General features: G+C 66.0%; 15 protein-coding genes. 7 read left to right on the forward strand and 8 right to left on the reverse strand.

Going from position 1 to position 19,768, the window contains the following annotated elements; translation table 11 throughout:
- The first annotated feature begins 6 nt into the window (after positions 1 to 6).
- Positions 7 to 402 carry a c-type cytochrome gene (locus L0U83_RS04165; RefSeq protein WP_233880800.1) on the forward strand — a complete coding sequence of 132 codons (396 nt, stop codon included), beginning with the start codon at positions 7 to 9 and terminating at the stop codon, positions 400 to 402.
- Positions 403 to 531: 129 nt separating this feature from the next.
- Here the strand turns inward: L0U83_RS04165 and L0U83_RS04170 are convergent, their stop codons facing one another.
- The 3 genes from L0U83_RS04170 to rsxB all read right to left on the reverse strand — a co-directional run bounded on the left by L0U83_RS04170 (position 532) and on the right by rsxB (position 2,572).
- Positions 532 to 966, reverse strand: coding sequence for a DUF1841 family protein (locus L0U83_RS04170; protein WP_233880803.1), 435 nt, complete (start codon positions 964 to 966; stop codon positions 532 to 534).
- 78 nt (positions 967 to 1,044) lie between these two features.
- Entirely contained in the window at positions 1,045 to 1,689 is a 645-nt protein-coding gene (gene nth / locus L0U83_RS04175; protein WP_233880807.1) for an endonuclease III, read from the reverse strand.
- 37 nt (positions 1,690 to 1,726) lie between these two features.
- Positions 1,727 to 2,572: an electron transport complex subunit RsxB gene (gene rsxB / locus L0U83_RS04180; RefSeq protein WP_233880811.1), complete on the reverse strand. Its 846-nt coding sequence runs from the start codon at positions 2,570 to 2,572 to the stop codon at positions 1,727 to 1,729.
- 454 nt (positions 2,573 to 3,026) lie between these two features.
- Here rsxB and L0U83_RS04185 point away from each other — a divergent pair, with 454 nt between their 5' ends.
- Entirely contained in the window at positions 3,027 to 3,659 is a 633-nt protein-coding gene (locus tag L0U83_RS04185) for a TetR/AcrR family transcriptional regulator (RefSeq protein WP_112174323.1), read from the forward strand.
- A gap of 135 nt (positions 3,660 to 3,794) precedes the next feature.
- Here L0U83_RS04185 and L0U83_RS04190 read toward each other — a convergent pair whose 3' ends face one another.
- From L0U83_RS04190 to L0U83_RS04200, 3 genes are all read right to left on the reverse strand, one after another.
- Positions 3,795 to 5,102, reverse strand: coding sequence for a polyhydroxyalkanoate depolymerase (locus L0U83_RS04190; RefSeq protein WP_233880815.1), 1,308 nt, complete (start codon positions 5,100 to 5,102; stop codon positions 3,795 to 3,797).
- A gap of 309 nt (positions 5,103 to 5,411) precedes the next feature.
- Entirely contained in the window at positions 5,412 to 7,274 is a 1,863-nt protein-coding gene (locus L0U83_RS04195) for a glycoside hydrolase family 15 protein (protein WP_233880819.1), read from the reverse strand.
- Positions 7,275 to 7,449: 175 nt separating this feature from the next.
- Positions 7,450 to 7,599, reverse strand: a complete 150-nt coding sequence (locus tag L0U83_RS04200; RefSeq protein WP_091998393.1) for a DUF3096 domain-containing protein — start codon at positions 7,597 to 7,599, stop codon at positions 7,450 to 7,452.
- Between the two features lie 213 nt (positions 7,600 to 7,812).
- Between L0U83_RS04200 and L0U83_RS04205 the strand changes: the two genes are divergently transcribed.
- Positions 7,813 to 9,093, forward strand: coding sequence for a lactonase family protein (locus tag L0U83_RS04205; protein ID WP_233880822.1), 1,281 nt, complete (start codon positions 7,813 to 7,815; stop codon positions 9,091 to 9,093).
- 52 nt (positions 9,094 to 9,145) lie between these two features.
- Here L0U83_RS04205 and L0U83_RS04210 read toward each other — a convergent pair whose 3' ends face one another.
- On the reverse strand, positions 9,146 to 13,552 hold the full coding sequence (locus L0U83_RS04210; RefSeq protein ID WP_233880825.1) for an FtsK/SpoIIIE family DNA translocase: 4,407 nt from the start codon (positions 13,550 to 13,552) through the stop codon (positions 9,146 to 9,148).
- A gap of 211 nt (positions 13,553 to 13,763) precedes the next feature.
- On the reverse strand, positions 13,764 to 14,447 hold the full coding sequence (locus L0U83_RS04215; RefSeq protein WP_373320977.1) for an META domain-containing protein: 684 nt from the start codon (positions 14,445 to 14,447) through the stop codon (positions 13,764 to 13,766).
- A 190-nt stretch (positions 14,448 to 14,637) separates the two neighbouring features.
- On the opposite strand from L0U83_RS04215, the gene purT reads away from it, so the two are divergent.
- The 4 genes from purT to L0U83_RS04235 all read left to right on the forward strand — a co-directional run bounded on the left by purT (position 14,638) and on the right by L0U83_RS04235 (position 19,633).
- Positions 14,638 to 15,861 carry a formate-dependent phosphoribosylglycinamide formyltransferase gene (purT, locus tag L0U83_RS04220; RefSeq protein ID WP_233880829.1) on the forward strand — a complete coding sequence of 408 codons (1,224 nt, stop codon included), beginning with the start codon at positions 14,638 to 14,640 and terminating at the stop codon, positions 15,859 to 15,861.
- 133 nt (positions 15,862 to 15,994) lie between these two features.
- The gene (locus L0U83_RS04225; RefSeq protein WP_233880831.1) at positions 15,995 to 16,411 is read left to right on the forward strand and encodes an MliC family protein; all 417 of its coding nucleotides are present in this window, start codon (positions 15,995 to 15,997) and stop codon (positions 16,409 to 16,411) included.
- A gap of 115 nt (positions 16,412 to 16,526) precedes the next feature.
- Positions 16,527 to 18,173, forward strand: coding sequence for an acetolactate synthase large subunit (locus tag L0U83_RS04230; RefSeq protein WP_233880833.1), 1,647 nt, complete (start codon positions 16,527 to 16,529; stop codon positions 18,171 to 18,173).
- A gap of 23 nt (positions 18,174 to 18,196) precedes the next feature.
- Positions 18,197 to 19,633: an aldehyde dehydrogenase family protein gene (locus L0U83_RS04235; RefSeq protein WP_233880835.1), complete on the forward strand. Its 1,437-nt coding sequence runs from the start codon at positions 18,197 to 18,199 to the stop codon at positions 19,631 to 19,633.
- The last annotated feature ends 135 nt before the right edge of the window (positions 19,634 to 19,768 follow it).

Below are 19,768 nucleotides of genomic sequence, written 5' to 3' on the forward strand. Positions count from 1 at the left end.
GAACCCATGAACAAGCCCTACACGGCTACGCCTTCGTTTGCCGGTGCAACCATCAAGCTCGCGGCAGCCGGGCTCGCAGTGGCCGCCGCGCTCGCGCTCCATCCCGCGCACGCGGCCGACGCCGCCAACGGCAAGGTCCTGGCCGACAGCCACAATTGCGCGGCCTGTCACGGCCCGGGCCTGAACAAGCCCGTGACCGGCGAATATCCGAAGCTCGCCGGCCAGCATGCCGACTACATCTACTGGGCGCTGCGCCAGTACCAGATGGGCACGAGCAATCCGCTCCTCGGCCGCAACAATCCGATCATGCAGGCGCAGGTGCAGAGCCTTTCGCCAAGCGACATGAAGGATCTCGCGGCGTACATTGAGTCCCTCAGCGGCGACCTGGTCGACAAGAAGTAAGCGTGAACGCGGCGCGCGCCATGCGTGCCGCATCATGTGAAGCACCCCGCGTGGGCCTCGTTTTCGGCGAGGCGTTCGCGGGGTGTTTTTTTTGCGGCGTCTTTGCTTCAGTCGCGCTTTTGGACGTTCTCAGTCGCGTGAAGCGCGGCGCTCGATGCGCATGAGATAGGCGTCAGTGTCGGGCGGCGTGTTCGTGCGCTGCGCTTCCCAGATCGTTTCGCCGAGGCACTCCATGATCGCGTGCTGCGCGTCGTGCGTGGAGCCCATGCGCGCGGCGAGCCGGTCGTGCGCCGCGCGGATGCCGGGCGGCTGATCGATGGAAAGCTGCTCGCTGATCGCGAGATGCATCGACAGATGCAGGAACGGATTGCTCTGGCCGCGCTCGGGCGAGTAGTCCTGCGCGGCGGCCCCATCGGCATTGGCGAGTTCGGCGTGATATTCGGGGTGCTCGACGATCCAGTCGGCGGCGATCGCCTCTAGCGGCGTGAGGATTTCGCCCGCGCGCTGCTTGCGCCAGGTCTCGGTGAAAAAGCGGCGGACTTCGTCGCGGCTGGGATTGAACATCTTGAGTCGGTCGAATGGGTGAGGCGCAGTCGTGCGACGGCTGAATCGATTATTTTACGCCCGGGCGCTCGCGTTCGCTCAGAGCTCCGGCGGCGGCGTCTTCGGCTTGAACTCGCACAGCGGCTCGATCACGCAATGCCAGCATTCGGGGCGGCGCGCCTTGCACACATAGCGCCCATGCAGGATGAGCCAATGATGCGCGTCCTGGCGGAATTCGGGCGGCGTGAACTTCTCGAGTGCGGTTTCGACGGCGCGCACGTCCTTGCCGGGCGCGAGCCCCGTTCGGTTCGCAACCCGAAAGATATGCGTGTCGACGGCGATGGTCGGCTGGCCGAACGCCGTGTTGAGCACGACGTTCGCGGTTTTGCGTCCGACGCCGGGCAGGGCTTCGAGCGCCTCGCGCGTTGGCGGCACCTCGCTGCCGTATTGCTCGATGAGAATGCGGCAGGTCGCAATGACGTTTTTGGCCTTGGTGCGATAAAGGCCGATCGTCTTGATGTAATCGGCGACGCCTTCCTCGCCCAGCGCAAGCACCGTTTCCGGCGTGTTGGCGACAGGAAACATCCGGCGCATGGCCTTGTTCACCGAAACGTCGGTGGCCTGCGCGGAGAGCATCACGGCAATCAGGAGTTCGAACGGCGTGCTGAACTCCAGCTCGGTAGTGGGATGCGGATTGAGGCTTTGCAGCGTTTCGTAGATGGCGCGGCGCTTGGTGGCGTTCATGCTCGTTGTGCGTGGGGCCCGTTGGCAATGCGGTGCGCTAGCGCGCGCTCTTGTCGTCATCGGGCGCTGAGTTCGACGCATCCGGTGCATTCGACTCGATACCAATGCGTTTGCGGCGCGCCTCGGCGGCGTCGATTTGCGCCTGAACCTCGGCGCTCACGTGCTCGACGTTGCGCGGTCCCTCACCGTGTTCGGCCATTTCCGCCTTCTTGCGGCGCGCGCGTTCGAGCGCCGCCTGGATGATCGCTTTCTTCTTCGCTTCGGCGTCGTCGGCGCTCGGGCTTGCGGGTTGCGTAGCGGCGTCTTGCGGCGCCGGGGTCTGAGGCGCGCTCGTGGCCGCGCGGCGCGCTGCGGCGCGTGCCTCGGCCGCGTTGCGTTCGGCGGTTTGGCGCGCTGCGCGCCGGTCATGCCGCACGCGGGCTTCGTCGGCCTGCTGTTGCGTCCATGCCTCCCACCCGGTCGCTTCGCCCGTAACGGGAATCATTGCGATGCAGTCGACCGGGCAGGGCGCGACACACAGGTCGCAGCCCGTGCACTGATCCTTGACGATGGTGTGCATCTGCTTGGGCGCACCCACGATCGCGTCGACGGGACATGCCTGCATGCACAGCGTGCAACCGATGCACAGTTGTTCGTCGATGAACGCCACCGGACGCGGACGCTCCACACCGTTGTCCGGATTGATCGGGATGACGGGTTTGCCGAGCAGTTGCGCGAGGCGCTCAACGCCTTCCAGACCGCCGGGCGGACACTGGTTGTGGTTGGCGGTGCCGGCGGCGACGGCTTCGGCATAGGGCCGGCAGCCGTCGTAGCCGCACTTCGTGCATTGGGTCTGGGGCAGCAGATCTTCGATGCGATCTGCGAGTGTTTTGGGATCGTTCACGTTCGCTACATCGGGGCGGGCGGTGGCGTGACCTTGGGCGCGCATAGCCGCGCGCATGGTTGCGCAACTGGCTTGACAGGGCGCACACGCACAGCGCCAAAGCTTGCATTATCGCCGATTTCCCGCATTGCCATCGGCGGGCCATGTGCCATAATCAAAGCGCTTAATGCGAAACGCTTTGCGGTAGAGGGGGAATCAGTAGACGTAAAGCGTGGGCGCAATGCATGGGCTGCTCGTATTGCATCTCGCAAGAAGCGACAGGGGGAAGAACGATGTCGGCTCGCAACGACATCAAACAAACAAGAAGGAACGCAAGACCGTAGGTCGGAGGGTGTCTGTCCATTAACCTGGCGCGCCCCGCACAACGTTGTCGATACCAGGGCTAGGAGAGGCCCGGCGTGATATTGCCCGACAACGTAAACCGGACAACGCGGCTTAACGAGATCCTGCCACCATGAATCAGCCAAAAATCAAAAGAGATCCTGAAGGCACCCGCCGCCGCATTCTGCTCGCCGCGGCCGAAGAATTCGCCAATGGCGGCCTGTTCGGCGCACGCGTCGACCAGATCGCGCGGCGCGCGGAAACTAATGAGCGCATGCTCTATTACTACTTCGGCAGCAAGGAGCAACTGTTCACGGCAGTCCTCGAGCACGCGTTCGGCGCGCTCAACGAAGCCGAGCGTGCGCTCGATCTCGCGGGGCTCGCACCCGTCGAGGCGATCACGCGGCTTGCGCATTTCGTGTGGGACTACTATCGCGACAATCCCGAACTGTTGCGGCTCGTGAACAACGAGAATCTGCACGAGGCGCGATATATGCAGAAGTCCACACGAATTCGCGAGATGATCTCGCCGATCGTGGCGACGCTCGGTTCGATTCTCACGCGCGGTGAATCTGCGGGATTGTTCCGCCCGAGCATCGATCCATTGCGGCTCTATGTGACGCTTTCGGGCATGGGCTACTACATCGTATCGAACCGCTATACGCTCAACGCCACGCTCGGTCGCGACTTCAGCACGACTGCCGAGCGAGCGGAAATCATTCAGCTCAACACGGAAATGCTGCTCGCATATCTCATGCGCAAGTAGCGCCAGGAAGCGCACTAGAAGCGCACGACGCTAGATCGTTTCACGCTCCACAAACGCCGCGCGCCGTCCTGGGACGGCGCGCGGATTGTGCTGCTGGCGTGTACTTCATCCGCTCGAGTGGAGCGCGAGCCTTTGTCAGGCGACAGCGCCCTGTGCGGAGCGGCCGCGGGCAGGCGACTCTTTGCCCGTGTTGCCGGCGGCCTGCTGGTGATGACGGATGAAGTCGCGCAGTTGCGGATAGATGATCGTGCGCCAGCGGCGGCCCGAGAAGATGCCGTAGTGGCCGCACTTCTCGGCAGTCAGATGATGCTTGTTCGCCTCGGCAATGCCCGTGCACAGGTCGTGCGCGGCGCGCGTCTGGCCCGCGCCCGAGATGTCGTCGAGCTCGCCTTCGATCGTGAATAGCGCCGTGTCGCGAATGTCCTGCGGGCGCACGCGTTCGCCGGCCACGTCCCACGTGCCTTCAGCGAGACTGAAATCCTGGAACACGGTGCGGATGGTGTCGAGGTAATACTCGGCGGCCATATCGAGCACCGCGTTGTATTCGTCGTAGAACTGGCGATGTGCTTCGGCGTCCTCTTCGTCGCCGCGCAGCAGGCTCTTGTAGAAGTCCCAATGCGCCGTGGTGTGGCGGCCCGGATTCATCGCGACGAATCCCGCATGCTGCAGGAAGCCCGGATACACCTCGCGCCCTTCGCCCGGATAGTTCGCCGGTACCGTATGGATCACATTGTTCGCAAACCAGTCGAGCGAGTGCTCGGTGGCGAGCGAGTTGACGGCGGTGGGGCTGCGGCGCGCGTCGATCGGGCCGCCCATCATCGTCATCGTGAGCGGGGTGTCTTCGCCGCGGCTCGCCAGGAGCGAGATGGCCGCGAGCACGGGCACCGTCGGCTGGCAAACGGACAGCACATGCAGATTCTTCGCGCCGATGTGGCGGATGAATTCCTGGATGTACGCAACGTAGTCGTCGAGATGGAACGCACCGGCCTCGAGCGGGACCATGCGCGCGTCGACCCAGTCGGTGATGTACACCTTGTGGTCCTGCAGCAGCGTGCGCACGGTGTCGCGCAGGAGCGTGGCGTGGTGGCCCGAGAGCGGCGCGCACACGAGCACGGCAGGCTCGTCCTTGAGCGCGGCCACGGCGGCGGTGTCGTCGGCGTAGCGCTTGAAGCGCAGCAGGCGGCAGAACGGCTTTTCGATGATGGTCTGCTCGACGATCGGAATATTGAAGCCGTCCTTCACGATCTGGCGAAGGTTGAACTCGGGCTTCTCGTAGTCCTTGCCCAGGCGATAGAGCAGTTCATAGCCTGCGGCGAAGCGCGTGGCGCCCGGCACGAGTGAAAACGGGCTCGTCGGATTCGAGAACGATTTCGAGGCGGCCTGGGCCCAGGCGGTCAGCGGGCTGAGCAACGCGCGCTGGAATTCACGGATTTGATAGAGCATGGGCGCTCCGGCTTCTTCAAGGAGCGGTTCGCACCCGGATCGCGCGTGGTTGATGCGCGGAGCAGATGCGGGCCGGCAAGGTTGGTCGGTCAATCAGTCAGGTTGTTTATCGGCCGCCGCACGGAGGGCTTTAGCGCGAGTAGACCCGCATGCGTCCCGCAGCGGTTGGCTGCAAGCGCGCTGCAAGGCGGCACACGCGTTTCGCCCCGTTGCCAGACGGCGCGGACGGCACTGTGCCATCTGGTTGTTGTGCAACGCAGCATTGCTAGTGTACCCCAGCTCGCGAAAACGTCCAGGCGCTTTCGAACATTACGACGCGGATGCAACAGCTGGCTCGGCCGACGCGCCGTCGACCGCCGGATGTCCCGTTTCCTTCGCCATATCCTGTTCGTGCCGCATGAGGTTCAGGCCGGTGTGCACCAGCGCCACATGCGAGAACGCCTGCGGGAAGTTGCCGACCAGACGCCCCGCAATGGGGTCATATTCCTCGGCGAGCAATCCCACGTCATTGGCGAGCGAGAGCAGGCGCTCGTACATGCGGCGTGCATCGTCCATGCGGCCTTGCAGGGCCAGGTTGTCGACCATCCAGAAGCTGCACGCAAGGAAGGTGCCTTCCCCCGGCGGCAGTCCATCGTTGAATTCCGTGGTGCGATAGCGCATCACAAAACCTTCACACATGAGATCGCGCTCGATCGCCGCGACCGTGCCCGCAATGCGAGGATCTGCCGCAGGCAGGAAGCCGACCAGCGGCATGAGCAGCAGGCTCGCGTCGAGATCGGTGCCGCCATAGATCTGCGTGAAGGAATTCAGATCCTTGTTGAAGCTGCGCTCGCAAATGGTCGCGTGGATCGTCGAGCGCAGTTCGCGCCAGTGGTCGAGCGGCCCGGGCAAGTCGAATTTTTCCGCCGATTTGATCGCGCGGTCGAATGCGACCCATGCCATCACCTTCGAGAACGTGAAGTGCTGGCGGCCGCCGCGCGTTTCCCAAATGCCTTCGTCGGGCTTCGTCCAGATCGTTTCAAGGTGTTCGAGCATCGCGCACTGGATCGACCATGCGGTCTCGTCGGCCTGCAGGCCGCCCACGCGCGCGAGGTGCAAGGCGTTCATCACTTCGCCGTACACATCGAGCTGCAGCTGGCCGACTGCGTTGTTGCCCACGCGCACGGGTTTCGCGCCTTCGTAGCCTGGCAGCCAGTCGAGTTCGAATTCGGGCAGGCGTCGCTCGCCGGCGAGCCCGTACATGATCTGCAACTGCGAGGGTGAGCCCGCCATCACACGGCCGAGCCACGCGCGCCATGCGCGCGCCTCGTCGTAGTAGCCGCCGCGCATCATTGCAAGCAGCGTGATCGTCGCGTCGCGCAGCCAGCAGTAGCGGTAGTCCCAGTTGCGCGTGCCGCCCAACTGTTCCGGCAGCGACGTGGTGGGCGCGGCGACGATGCCACCGGTGGGCTCGTAGGCCAACGCCTTGAGCGTGATGAGCGAGCGGCGGATGGGTTCGGCCCAGCGTCCTTCCACGGTGCTGCGCGAGGCCCATTCGGTCCAGAAGTTTTCCGTACGCGCAAGCGCCGTGAACGGGTCGCGCGGCGGCGGCAGACGCAAGTGCGAGGCCGCATAGGAAAGCGAGAACGGCACGCGTTCGCCTTCTTTCACGTCGAACTGCGCGACCGTGTGCATGTTTTCGCCCTGGAGGTCGACGGGCGTGCGCAGCACGACCGTGTCCGGGCCCACCGTCGCCTTGATGCCGCTCTCGTAGGTGAGACGGCTGACCCACGGCACCGAAAAACCGTAGTCGAAGCGCAGCACGAGCTGGCTTTCCATACGCACGGTGCCGCGCCGCCCCACGACGATACGCACGAGTTCGGACCAGCCGTTGCCGGGCGGCATGAAGTCGATGAGCGTTACCGCGCCATCGGGCGTTTCGAATTCGGTTTCGAGGATCAGCGTGTCGCCGCGATAGCGGCGCGTGGTCTTGACCTCAACTTTCGCGCCATCTTCGGGCTGCGCGGGCGCGATGAGCCAGCGGCCGTTTTCCTCGGTGCCGAGCAGGGCGGCGAAGCAGGCGCCGGAGTCGAAACGCGGCCAGCAGAGCCAGTCGATGGATCCGGCGCGGGAAACGAGCGCGGCCGTGTGGCCGTCGCCGATCAATGCGTAGTCTTCAATGGGTGCGGGCATAGTAAGCAGATTGACAGCGTTGCTCGAAAACAAAAGCCGCTCGCCGCGGCGACGCGGCATGCACGCACAAGAGTAGTGGCAGCGGGGCCGCCTGCGCAATGCGTTTTGCGCGGCAGCACGCGCAAATACTCATCTCGCCTGCGTCAACAAACGTTCGCGAGTGTGACCACATGGGTCACAGATGGCCGCCCACGCCGAAAAGCCCGATGATCCCGATGATGATCAGATACAGCGCGACGATGTAATTGAGCAGGCGCGGCACGGCAAGAATCAAAATGCCTGCGATGAGCGCGACGAGCGGCCCGATGGCGACGTGAATGTTCATGACGGCTCCCTGGTTGCGGCTGGTTTCGATCCTTTGCGTTGATCCCTTTATTGCTTCAATTTTTCGCGCTTTTCCCGCCAGCACACGCCGCTGCGCGCTTGCGGGGCGGGCGTGCGCGACCTCTCTTATACTGGCCGGTGTCCCATGTATCAGACGAAAGCGAGACGAATCCGGGACCCGCTCCCCAGCATCGAGAAGAAAAAGGAGGTCGACATGTTCCTTCGCCGTGCCGTCGCAAACGCCGTGCCTGCGCCCTCCCGTTCATCTGCGCGTGCGCGCCGGACTGCGCGCGGACCCGCGCATCTCCTTACCCAGCTCATCAAAGGTGTTGTCATCATGGCTTCCGTCGCCGCGACGCACGCGTTCGCGCAATCCGCTTCCACGACCGCGCCCGCGGGCGGTGTCTACAATCTGATCGTCGGCACGTATACGGGCGGCAAGAGCGAGGGCCTCTACGTCTACCACTTCGATACGCAGACTGGCGAGATGCAGCCGGTGAGCGTGGCGAAGACGGTGAATCCGTCGTTTCTCGTGGTGAGCAAGGACAACCGCTTCGTCTACGCCGTGAACGAACTGCCCGGCGACAATGGTCCCGCGAGCCTGCGCGGCGACGTGAGCGCGTTCAGCTTCGACGCCGCAAGCGGGCAGCTCACGTTCCTCAACAAGGTGTCGGCGCAGGGCAACGATCCGTGTTATCTGAGCCTCTCGCCGGATGGGCGCTATCTGTTCGTAGCGAACTATTCGGTCGCGGCCGACCCGGGCGGCAGTTTCGCAGTCCTGCCCGTGCAGCAGGACGGGAAGCTCGGCGAGTCCGTGCTGACCGTGCATCACGAGGGCGGTGGCCCCGTGAAGGGGCGTCAGGACAACGCGCACGTGCACTCGACGGTGTTTTCACCGGATGGGCGCTACCTCTTCACGCAGGATCTCGGCACCGACAAGCTCTGGACCTACCTCTACACGCCGGACGGCAGCCGCGGTCTCGTGAGCCCGACCGAGTGGCGTTATACCGATGTGAAGTCTGGCAGCGGTCCGCGTCACCTGATCTTCGGCAATGACGGCCGTCACGCGTATCTCACGAGCGAGCTGGCTGCCACCGTGACGGTGTTTGCGTATCAAGATGGCCACATGAAGCTGGAGCAGGTCGAGAAGCTGGCGGAGCCGGGCTTCAAGGGAACGCAGGGCGCGGCGGCGCTGCATCTTTCGCCGGACGGCAAGTTCCTCTATGTCTCGAATCGCGGCGACGCCAACGACATCTCGATCTTCGCCGTCGATGGTGACAGCGGGAAATTGAAGCGCGTGGGGCGCCAGTCGAGCCTCGGCAAGTCGCCGCGCGAGTTCGCGATCGATCCGACCGGACAGTGGCTCATCGTCGGCAATCAGAACAGCGATACCGTCTACGTGTTCCGCCGCGATCAGCAGACCGGTTTGCTGGAGCCGAACCCGAAGCGCGTCGATATCGGCTCGCCGGTCGATTTCAAGTTCGCCGCGAAGTAACGGGCGCAGTTGCTTGTTGAGTTGAAGAAAGAAGGCGCGAGGCGCGCCTTCTTCACTCGCCCTGGCCGCCGCCGGGCACGAGCACTTCGCGGCTGCCGTTGATGCCCATCGGCGAGACGAGGCCCGCCGCTTCCATTTGCTCGACCAGACGCGCGGCGCGGTTGTAGCCGATGCGCAGTTGCCGTTGCACCGACGAGATCGACGCGCGCCGCGTGCGCACGACGAAGGCCACGGCCTCGTCGTAGAGCGGGTCGGCCTCGGCGTCGGGCGACTCGCCGAAGAGGTCCTGCGGCGCGCCTTCGGAAGCCGGGCCTTCGAGAATGCCCTCGACGTACTCGGGCTCACCGAACTGCTTCAGGTACTCCACCACTGCGTGCACTTCCTCGTCGGCGACGAACGCGCCGTGCACGCGCTGCGGGTAGCCCGTACCCGGCGGCAGGAACAGCATGTCGCCCTGGCCGAGCAGCGACTCCGCGCCCATCTGGTCGAGGATCGTGCGCGAGTCGATCTTCGACGACACCTGGAACGCCACACGGGTCGGAATGTTCGCCTTGATGAGACCCGTGATCACGTCCACCGAAGGACGCTGCGTCGCGAGGATCAGGTGAATGCCGGCGGCGCGCGCCTTCTGTGCGAGACGCGCGATCAATTCTTCGATCTTCTTGCCCGCGACCATCATGAGATCGGCGAGCTCGTCGATCACGACCACGATCATCGGCAGCGGCGAGAGCGGCTCGGGCGCTTCCGGCGTGAGCGAGAACGGGTTGCCGATCTTCTTTTCCTGCGCCTGGGCGTCGCGGATCTTCTGGTTGAAGCCCGCGAGATTGCGCACGCCCACGGCCGACATCAGCCGGTAGCGTTTTTCCATCTCGCCTACGCACCAGTTGAGCGCGTTGGCTGCGAGCTTCATGTCGGTGACGACCGGCGCGAGCAGATGCGGAATGCCTTCGTACACGGAAAGCTCGAGCATCTTCGGGTCGATCATGATGAGACGCACGTCCTCGGGCGTCGCCTTGTAGAGGAGCGAGAGGATCATCGCGTTGATCGCCACCGACTTGCCCGAACCGGTCGTGCCGGCCACGAGCATGTGCGGCGCCTTGGCCAGATCGGTGACGATCGGATGGCCGACGATGTCCTTGCCCATCGCGATCGTGAGCTTCGACTGCGAGCGATGGTACGGCGCCGATTCGAGGATCTCGGACAGGCGGATCATCTGGCGGCGCGCGTTCGGCAATTCGAGGCCCATGCAGGTCTTGCCGGGGATTGTTTCGACCACGCGGATGGACGTGAGGCCGAGGCCGCGCGAGAGATCCTTCATGAGTCCGACGATCTGGCTGCCGCGCACGCCGAGCGCGGGTTCCACTTCGAAGCGCGTGATGACGGGACCCGCCGACGCGCCGACCACGGTCACTGGGACCTTGAACTCCTGAAGGCGCTGCTCGATGAGCTGGCTCGTTTCGGCCAGCTTCTGCTCGGAGACGGGCTCGATCTCGGACGACGCGCGCTCGAGCAGTTCGAGCCCCGGCAGTTCGACCGCCGATGCGCTGAGTGGCTCGAACACGAAGGACGTGGGCGCGTGGCCGCGCACGGCGGGGCGTTGGGGGACAGGTTCGGGGGCGTCGACTGCTTCGGGTGCTTCAATCACTTCGGGTTCGGCCTCGAAGCCGGAGCTTGCGGCGCTGGGTTCGGTCGCGATCGCGGGGTAGGCCGCCACGATCGGCGTGGTAACCGGCACTGCGGGATGCGAGGGGTTCGGCGTGAACGTCGCTTCGCCGGGTGCACGACGGCTTTCCGGCTGCGTTTCGGCGACCCACGGCGGCGTTGCTGCGGGTGCCGGTGCTTGCTGCACGGGCGTCACGTCAAAACCCTGCGCCTGAGTTGCCGGTGCGTCAAATGCCGGCAAGGCGTCGGCCGCCGCGCTCGCAACCCTATGCGCTTCATCGAAAGAAGCGGGGTGCTCGTCGACGATGGGCGCAACAGGGGCGATAGCAGGGGCGACAGACTCGCTCGCGTTTTTCTCTGCTGGCGACGAAGGCGCTGCGTCGAACGGTGTCACGGGAGCTGCATGCGCGGGCGCAGGCGCGACATGTGCAGGCGTCGCGCGCGAGGTGGTTTCGAACACGCTGCCGTAAGTGCCGTACGCAGACTCGTCGCAAGTCGCCGTCGACGCCGTATCGACGACGTCGGTGCGGGCACTCACGTCGAGCGGTTGCTCGCTAACGGGCGTTGCGTGACGCACAGGCGCCGCGGCGGCCTCGGGTTGTGCCTCGCGAGCAAAGCGGGGGAAGTGCACGATGTTCGACGCGGCCGAGGTGTCGTGCCCATTCTGCGATTCGGCTGGAGCGTTTTGCCAGGCTTGCGCGCTTGCTGCTGCCGGTGTTTGCGTTGCCGTGGGCGCTGGTGCCGCAACGGGAGCAACTGCCACCGCAGGCGCGCTCGCCGGTTCCTGCGCGGTCGAAGGGGTGAACGTGTAGAACGGCTCGGCGGCGTGGGTTTCAGCGGGGGCGGCGGCCGACGGTTCGTCGTCGAGCAGGATCCACGGCATGCCGTGATCCAGCGTCGGCCAGGATGTGGGCGTTGCGGCTTCTTCCGCAGCTTGCACGGACTCGACGCGCGTCGCCGCGCTAGAGGCGCCTTGCGTGGCTTCGTCCCCATGCGTGTGCATCGGTTGCTGCGGGCTTGGCAGAGCCGTGTCGTCGGCGCTGACCGACTTCGGCTCGCACGCTCTGGTGCTGTGAGTCTCGGCAGGGTAGGGGGCAGCATGCGCTGCGGGCGTCCAGCCTGTCGACGTATCGTGCGGTTGCGGCGCGGCGTGCGCCTCCTCCAACGATCGCACGCCCGGGTTAGGCGAAACGTAGTCACCGTCCTGCTGTGTGAGCGGAGCGAACTTCGTTTCCAGCGATTCGTCCGAAGGCGTCACCGGCGCCGCTGCCTTCGACATGTCCGTCGATGCGCTCGGCAGTTGTGGGTGCGTTTCCTCCTCGCCCGCGAGCGTGCCCGCATCGTCGAGTGTGCGGCGTGCGAGGCTCGCGCCTGCGAGTGTCGTCCAGCGTGCGGCGTTCTCTTCGATCGAGCGCAACGTTTCAAGGACGCTCATCGACAGCGGCGCTTCCGCCTGCGACGCGCTGGTGGGCGCGGGACGCGAGTAAGCGGGCGTCGCGGGCGGCGTTTCGGCAAGTTGCGAGGTGAACGGCGCGGTGCGCGGCGCGGCCATGGGCGGGCGCGGGTTCACGCGCGCCGGCTGCCCCTGCCAGACGTACGGGCGCGGCGGTTTCGCGACGCGGGGCGGCGCGGCGGCCGCAGCGCGCGCTGCCGTGCTGCCCGCCGCGGGCGGCGGCGCCGTGCGGCGCGGCATGACTGGCTGCGCGAACGGCGATGTCAGCGGATCGAGCGGTGCCTGCGCCGAGCCGAACGCGGCGCTGCGCGCGGCGGCGGCGGCACCGGCCGCGAGCGGCGCACCGTGCACCGCAGCCGAAGCCGCGCGCGCACCGGTCATTGCGGCAGCCATGGCTGGCCGGCCATGGCTCGGCTCAGCGCGCCACGGCGCATTGGGTTGCGTGGGGATGCCTGGCGCGCCCGCCATTTCTGAGGCAGCGCTCGTGTCACGCGCCGGCTGGCGGCGCGCGTCGCCGAACGGCGAGCCTTGGTGCAACGGCGTGCGCGGCGGCGCCATCGGTGCTCGCGGCGCAGCCACAGGCGGCGTTTGCACCGGGGCACGTGTGCCGCGCAGCCAGTCGGCTGCCGCGGTCGGCTCGGTACGCGCCCATGCCGACGAGGGATCGGCGGGACCACGCAAACCTGGTTCGGCGCGCCACGACGCGCCCTCCGCGAAAGCCTCCTGCGCGACGCCAGCGGTCGACACTGCGCCAACTCCCGCGGCCATCGCGCCGGCTGTGCGCGAGTTATCGCGACCCTCGCGCACTTCGCGTACAGGCGGGCGCCAGATCGTCGGACGCTTGCGTCGCGCACCGTCGCCTGGCATCGGCGGGTTGACGGTGGCCGCGCTATGGGCGGGAAGTCCGTCTTCGGCCGCCGCGCGGCGGCTGCGGCGCTCGCGGCGCGGGCTCTCGTCGGTCTCGCGCGTGGCGCGGATGTTCAGGCCGAGTCCGAGCGAGATGTCCGCCCAGGCGAGGAATTCGCGCCAATGGAAGTCGAGCAGCCACGGCAAGCTCACGAGGAGGAGCGCCGTCATGGCGAGCGGCGCGGCCACGTGGCCGATGAGCTTGCCGAGCCCGCCCGAAAGCGCATGGCCGAGCGCGTCGAAACCAGCGATGTCGATAAGCGTCGCCTCGAGCGCGCAGCTCGCGACGAGCACGCCAACGAAGCCGAGCCAGAGCCGGATCGTGCCCGGGCCGCGCAGGCCCGCGCCGCCGGGCAGCACGGACTTGACGAGACGCCAGATCAGAGGGATGAACCAGACGGCCGAAACGCCGAACCAGCCAGGAACTACCGTGTGCATGCCAAAGATGTACGTAGAGAAGGTGTGCGACGTGTGGAGTGTAACCGCTCGGCCCCTGCGCGCCGCCATCCACCTGAAGGCAGTGTTGCGCTCGGCCCGACGGGCGTTGCGTGCCCGACACGCCAAAGACCCTGCGCGCGACGCTTTGGTTCGCGCGCAACAAAAAAAGAGCCGCGCCGGGCAAGGGCGCGGCGGTTCATGCGGACAGCGTTCACTGCGCCGGTTTGGTGTCGGAGGCGGCGCCCGGCGCAACGCCAGGCTTGGGCTCGGCGCTTTGCTCTGCGAACGTCAGGCGGTCGCCGTTTTCGAGCACGAGAAAGAGCGATTGAGGATGGCGCATCTGCACGCCCGAGCGCGCGATATGCGAGAGCGCTTCCAGATAGGCGCCCTCGATCTCGCCACCCGCGCCGATGCACGCCATGCGCGTGCCGCCGAGCTGGCTGAACGCGAGCAGGCCGTTCTTTAGCGAATAGGCGCCGAAATAGCGGTTGCAGCCAGAGAAGCCGCTTGCGCGGCGTTGGCCGCTCTCGGTCGACAGGTCGAGCGTGATGGGGCGAGCATCGGGATTTTCGGTGCTGCCGGCGTCGGCGTTCGGGCCCGGCACCGCGCGCAGCGTGCCGTCGGCGCGCTTCCACTCCGTCAGTTGCCAGTGCGTGTTGTCGAGCAGTTGCGTCGTGGCGGGGTTGAAAGGATCGGGCAGCGGCGCGGAGGCGTCCGTGTGCACCGGCAGCTTGCACGCGCACACCAGCAGAGCCGCAGCGAGCATCGCCGTGCGCGAAGCCAGCTTTCGTGCGAATACGCCATGGGCCGCGCGCAGGCGCTGGCGCAAATTCGCGCGCGGACTCTGGCTCGGCGTTTGGGTGTGCGTCTGGCTCAGCGTCTGGCTGATAGGCATCGCATCGTTCCTCGTAATCGGCGAAGGCGTAAGCGTAACGCACCGCGCTGCAGCATGCGAGCGCAAACGTGCGTGCAAGGCGCTTGAACCGGGCGGCTGCCGGCGGTCCAAAGCGCCTCGCCGCAGCAATGCCGCGTGTTAACATCGGCGCTCTTACGCATTTGCGCCATACCGCCATTCTGGAGACATCATGCAGACCCGCCCCCGCATCGGCACGCCGCTTTCCGCTTCCGCCACCCGTGTCATGCTGCTCGGCGCGGGCGAGCTTGGCAAGGAAGTGATCATCGCGCTCCAGCGTCTTGGCGTTGAGGTGATCGCCGTCGATCGCTACGAAAACGCGCCCGGCCATCAGGTCGCGCATCGCGCGCATGTGATCGACATGGCCGATCCCAAGGCGCTGCGCGCGCTCATCGACGCCGAGCGCCCGCATCTCGTCGTGCCCGAAATCGAAGCGATCGCTACCGACGCGCTCGCTGCCGTCGAAGCCGAGGGCGTCGCCGAGGTGATCCCCACGGCGCGTGCCGCGCAGCTCACGATGAACCGCGAGGGCATCCGGCGCCTCGCCGCCGAGGAACTCGGCCTCGCCACCTCGCCTTACGCGTTTGCCGATTCGCTCGATGAGCTGAAGGCCGGCGTCGCCAAGGTCGGTTATCCGTGCGTGGTGAAGCCGGTGATGTCCTCGTCGGGGAAAGGGCAGTCGGTCGTGCGCAGCGACGCCGACGTCGAGCGCGCCTGGGAATATGCGCTGGCAGGCGGCCGCGTGAATCGCGGGCGCGTGATCGTCGAGGGCTTCATCAACTTCGACTATGAAATCACGCAGCTCACCGTGCGCGCCATCGACCCGGCCAGTGGCCAGGTGCAAACCTATTTCTGCGATCCGATCGGCCACCTCCAGGTGGACGGCGATTACGTCGAATCGTGGCAGCCGCAGCCGATGAGCGCGAAGGCGCTCGAGCGCTCGCGCGAGATTTCGCACAAGGTGACCGAGGCGCTGGGCGGGCGAGGCCTCTTCGGCGTGGAGCTGTTCGTGCGCGGCGACGAGGTGTGGTTCTCGGAAGTGAGCCCACGTCCCCACGACACGGGGCTCGTCACGCTCGCCTCGCAACGCTTCTCCGAGTTCGAACTGCACGCGCGCGCGATCCTCGGTCTGCCCGTCGATACGACGGCGCGTGGTCCGGGCGCGTCGGCGGTGATCTACGGCGGCATGGACGCGCGCGGCATCGCGTTCGAGGGCGTCGCTGACGCGCTTGCCGTGCCGGGTGCGGATCTGCGTCTCTTCGGCAAACCCGAGAGCTTCGTGAAGCGCCGCATGGGTGTTGCGCTCGCCACGGGCGCCGACACCGACGAGGCCCGCTCGCGCGCCCGCGAAGCGGCCGCGGCGGTGCGTCCGGTGCCGGGTGGCGCCGCGCAGTGAGCGTGCGGCCAGCACGGTGCGGTGGCCGCGCGCAAGGCGGCTGTCGCGCGTGCCGGTTATCGTGTGAGCCAATCCTTCACGCGTATGCCCTGCGGCGTGCGGCGCGGGGGCAACGCAACACACGGAGAACACGATGATCGATGGTCGAAGCGGCGCAATCCGCGCATTCCGCGCATTCCGGTCAGGCGGCGCGCTCGCGCTGACAGCGTGCGGTCTCGCGGCCGCGCTGCACCTTGACGCGGCGATCGCGGCCCCGCTAGAAGTGCGCGACATCCAGGTGCAATCGCGCCACACGTTCAGCTACACCTGCGCAAACAGCAAGACCTTCAAGGTCACCTATCTCAACGCGGCCAACGGCCAGAGCTTCGCGCTCGTGCCCGTGGAAGGCCGCAAGCTGCTTTTCGTCGGCGTGATCGCCGCCTCGGGCGTCAAGTACGTCGCCGAGCGCTACACGTGGTGGACCAAGGGTCCCGGCGCGGATCTCTACGACGTCACGTCCGACGCGAGCCCGAAGCCGGTGCTCTCGGGCTGCGCGACGATCATGCGCTGACACCGGACGCACGCTTCACGACACATTCCGCCTTGCGGGAGTAACCTGTCGGCCTGTTCGCGAAGGCCGGCTGCCGTCCGCGCCGCCGGCCACGCTCTTGCCAACGAGGTGGTCGATGAAAGCATCGGATCTGTTCGTGAAGGCGCTCGAAGCCGAAGGCGTCGATTATGTGTTCGGTATTCCAGGGGAAGAGAACCTCGATCTGCTCGAATCGCTGCGGCGTTCGAAGATTCGTCTGATCGTCACGCGCCACGAGCAGGCCGCGGGCTTCATGGCCGCCACATACGGACGGCTGACGGGCCGCACCGGCGTGTGCCTCGCCACGCTCGGGCCGGGCGCCACCAACTTCGTGACCGCCGCCGCGTACGCGCAGCTCGGCGGCATGCCCATGCTGATGGTCACGGGCCAGAAGCCCATCAAGTCGAGCAAGCAGGGCCACTTTCAGATCGTCGACGTGGTGCGCATGATGGAGCCGCTCACCAAGTACGCGCGGCAGATCGTCTCCATCGGCAATATTCCGGCGCTCGTGCGCGAGGCGTTCCGCCAGGCCGAGCAGGAGCGGCCCGGCGCCGTGCACCTCGAACTGCCCGAAGACGTGGCCGACGAAGAGGGCGATGGCAAGCCCATTCCCAAGAGTTTCAGCCGCCGGCCGATCGCCGAGGAAAAGGCCGTCAGCTATGCAGTCGGCGCGATCTGCAAGGCGCGTCATCCGCTTCTCATGATCGGCGCTGGCGGAAATCGCAAGACCACGCGCAATGTGTTGCGCGAATTCGTCGACGAAACCGGCATACCGTTCTTCACCACGCAGATGGGCAAGGGCGTGATCGACGAATCGCATCCGCTCTGGCTCGGCAATGCCACGCTCTCGGACGGCGACTTCGTGCACCGCGCGATCGAGCACGCCGACTGCATCATCAACGTCGGCCACGACGTGATCGAAAAGCCGCCGTTTTTCATGCGCAGCGCGGAAGAGAAAACCGTCATCCACGTGAATTTTCTCGGCGCGGAAGTCGACCCCGTGTATTTCCCGCAGATCGAGGTGGTGGGCGACATCGCCAACGCCGTGTGGCAGCTCAAGGAAAGCCTCAAGCCGCGCGAGCACGCGTGGGACTTTGCCCGCTTCGAGGAAATCAAGCGCCATTTCGAGGCGCATCTCGCCCGGGGCCAGCACGACGAGCGCTTCCCCATGTACCCGGTGCGGCTCGTGCACGACGTGTACGGCGCGATGCCCGACGACGGCATCCTGTGCCTCGACAACGGCATGTACAAGATCTGGTTCGCGCGCTACTACCGCGCGCGTGAGCCCAATTCGATCCTGCTCGACAACGCGCTCGCCTCGATGGGCGCGGGGCTGCCCTCGGCGATTGCCACGAAGATCGTGCATCCGCAGCGCAAGGTCGTGGCCGTGTGCGGCGACGGCGGTTTCATGATGAATTCGCAGGAGCTGGAGACGGCGGTGCGCCTGAAGCTCGATCTCGTCGTGCTGCTGCTGCGCGACGACGCGTTCGGCATGATCCGCTGGAAGCAGGAAAACATGAATTTCCCCGACTACGGGATGACGCTGCAGAACCCCGATTTCGTCGACTATGCGCAGAGCTACGGCGCGCATGGCCACCGCGTGGGCTCGGCCGACGAATTCAAGCCGCTCGTCGAGCAGTGTCTCGCCCAACCCGGCGTGCACGTGATCGACGTGCCCATCGATTATTCGGACAACGAGCGCGTGCTCAATCGCGACATCAAGCGCCTGAGCGCGCAGCTTTGACGCTGCACTTCGGAGAACCCGTCATGCTCAAACCGACCTATCCGTACTACCTGGCCAACGAGGCCGTCGCCGCCAACACCGACCTCGAAGTCACCGACAAATACAGCGGCGAAGTCGCCACGCGCGTCGCGCTCGCCGACGCGAAAGCGATCGACAAAGCCATCGCCGCAGCCGAGGCCGCCATGCCCGCCATGCGCGCGTTCCCGCCGTACAAGCGCCAGGCCGTGCTCGATCATTGCGTGGCGCGTTTTCGCGAGCGCTTCGACGAACTGGCGATGGCCCTTTGCATCGAGGCGGGCAAGCCGATCAACGACTCGCGCGGCGAGGCCACGCGCCTGATCGACACGTTCCGCGTGGCCGCCGAAGAGAGTGTGCGCATCGACGGGGAGATCGTGAATCTCGAGATTTCCGCGCGCGCGAAGGGTTATCACGGCTACGTGAAACGCGTGCCGATCGGGCCGTGTTCGTTCATCTCGCCGTTCAACTTCCCGCTCAATCTGGCGGCGCACAAGGTCGCGCCGGCGCTGGCCGCCGGCGTGCCCTTCGTGCTGAAGCCCGCGAGCCGCACGCCCGTGGGTGCGCTCATCATGGGCGAGGTGCTGGCGGAAACCGATCTGCCCAAGGGCGCGTTCTCGATCCTGCCCGCGCACCGCGACGGCGCCGACCTTTTCACGACCGACGAGCGCTTCAAGCTGCTCTCGTTCACGGGCTCGCCCGCGGTGGGCTGGGACCTCAAGAAGAAGGCCGGCAAGAAGAAGGTGGTGCTGGAACTGGGCGGCAATGCGGCGGCCATCGTCGACGCCGATCAGGGCGGCAAGCTCGATTACGTGGTCGAGCGCCTCGCGTTCGGCGCGTACTACCAGTCGGGGCAGAGCTGCATCGGCGTGCAGCGCATTCTCGTGCACGCGTCGATCTACGATGCGCTGCGCGAGAAGCTCATCGCCAAGGTCAAGACGCTCAAGATGGGCGACCCGAAGGACGAGAAAACCTTCGTCGGGCCGATGATCTCCGAGTCCGAGTCGAAGCGTCTCGCGGGCTGGATGGAGAGCGCGGTGCTCGCGGGCGCGAAGATCGTCGCGGGCGGCAAGGTGGACGGCGCGATGTTCGAGGCCACGCTGCTCGAAGACGTGCGCCGCGACACCGACCTCTACCGCAAGGAGGCGTTCGGGCCGGTCGCGATCCTCGAGCGTTTCGACGACTTCGGCCGTGCGCTCGAAATCGTCAACGACAGCGATTTCGGCCTGCAGGCAGGCGTGTTCACCGACTCGCTCGCCAACGCGCACCGCGCGTGGGACGGCCTCGACGTGGGCGGCGTGGTCATCAACGACATTCCGTCATTTCGCGTCGATAACATGCCGTACGGTGGCGTGAAGGACTCCGGGCTCGGGCGCGAGGGCGTGCGCTACGCGATCGAGGACATGACCGAACTGCGGCTGATGGTGATGCGCGAGACGTGGTGAGCAGCGGGGCTGACGAAAAAAGGGCGCGATGTTTCGTCGCATGGCGCATGGGGATTTCCCGTGCGCCGCTTTGCAGAACACATGGCCTGCTGCCATAGGGATTTATGCCAAGGTGCTACAATACCGGCCTTTCGG

The sequence above is a fragment of the Paraburkholderia flagellata genome (genome assembly GCF_021390645.1).
GTDB classification, from domain to species: domain Bacteria; phylum Pseudomonadota; class Gammaproteobacteria; order Burkholderiales; family Burkholderiaceae; genus Paraburkholderia; species Paraburkholderia flagellata.

Coding starts and splice junctions, on each gene's coding strand:
- L0U83_RS04165 (WP_233880800.1), top strand. CDS start 7: ATGAACAAGCCCTACACGGCTACGCCTTCGTTTGCCGGTGCAACCATC.
- L0U83_RS04170 (WP_233880803.1), bottom strand. CDS start 966: ATGTTCAATCCCAGCCGCGACGAAGTCCGCCGCTTTTTCACCGAGACC.
- nth (WP_233880807.1), bottom strand. CDS start 1,689: ATGAACGCCACCAAGCGCCGCGCCATCTACGAAACGCTGCAAAGCCTC.
- L0U83_RS04185 (WP_112174323.1), top strand. CDS start 3,027: ATGAATCAGCCAAAAATCAAAAGAGATCCTGAAGGCACCCGCCGCCGC.
- L0U83_RS04190 (WP_233880815.1), bottom strand. CDS start 5,102: ATGCTCTATCAAATCCGTGAATTCCAGCGCGCGTTGCTCAGCCCGCTG.
- L0U83_RS04195 (WP_233880819.1), bottom strand. CDS start 7,274: ATGCCCGCACCCATTGAAGACTACGCATTGATCGGCGACGGCCACACG.
- L0U83_RS04200 (WP_091998393.1), bottom strand. CDS start 7,599: ATGAACATTCACGTCGCCATCGGGCCGCTCGTCGCGCTCATCGCAGGC.
- L0U83_RS04205 (WP_233880822.1), top strand. CDS start 7,813: ATGTTCCTTCGCCGTGCCGTCGCAAACGCCGTGCCTGCGCCCTCCCGT.
- L0U83_RS04210 (WP_233880825.1), bottom strand. CDS start 13,552: ATGCACACGGTAGTTCCTGGCTGGTTCGGCGTTTCGGCCGTCTGGTTC.
- L0U83_RS04215 (WP_373320977.1), bottom strand. CDS start 14,447: ATGCCTATCAGCCAGACGCTGAGCCAGACGCACACCCAAACGCCGAGC.
- purT (WP_233880829.1), top strand. CDS start 14,638: ATGCAGACCCGCCCCCGCATCGGCACGCCGCTTTCCGCTTCCGCCACC.
- L0U83_RS04225 (WP_233880831.1), top strand. CDS start 15,995: ATGATCGATGGTCGAAGCGGCGCAATCCGCGCATTCCGCGCATTCCGG.
- L0U83_RS04230 (WP_233880833.1), top strand. CDS start 16,527: ATGAAAGCATCGGATCTGTTCGTGAAGGCGCTCGAAGCCGAAGGCGTC.
- L0U83_RS04235 (WP_233880835.1), top strand. CDS start 18,197: ATGCTCAAACCGACCTATCCGTACTACCTGGCCAACGAGGCCGTCGCC.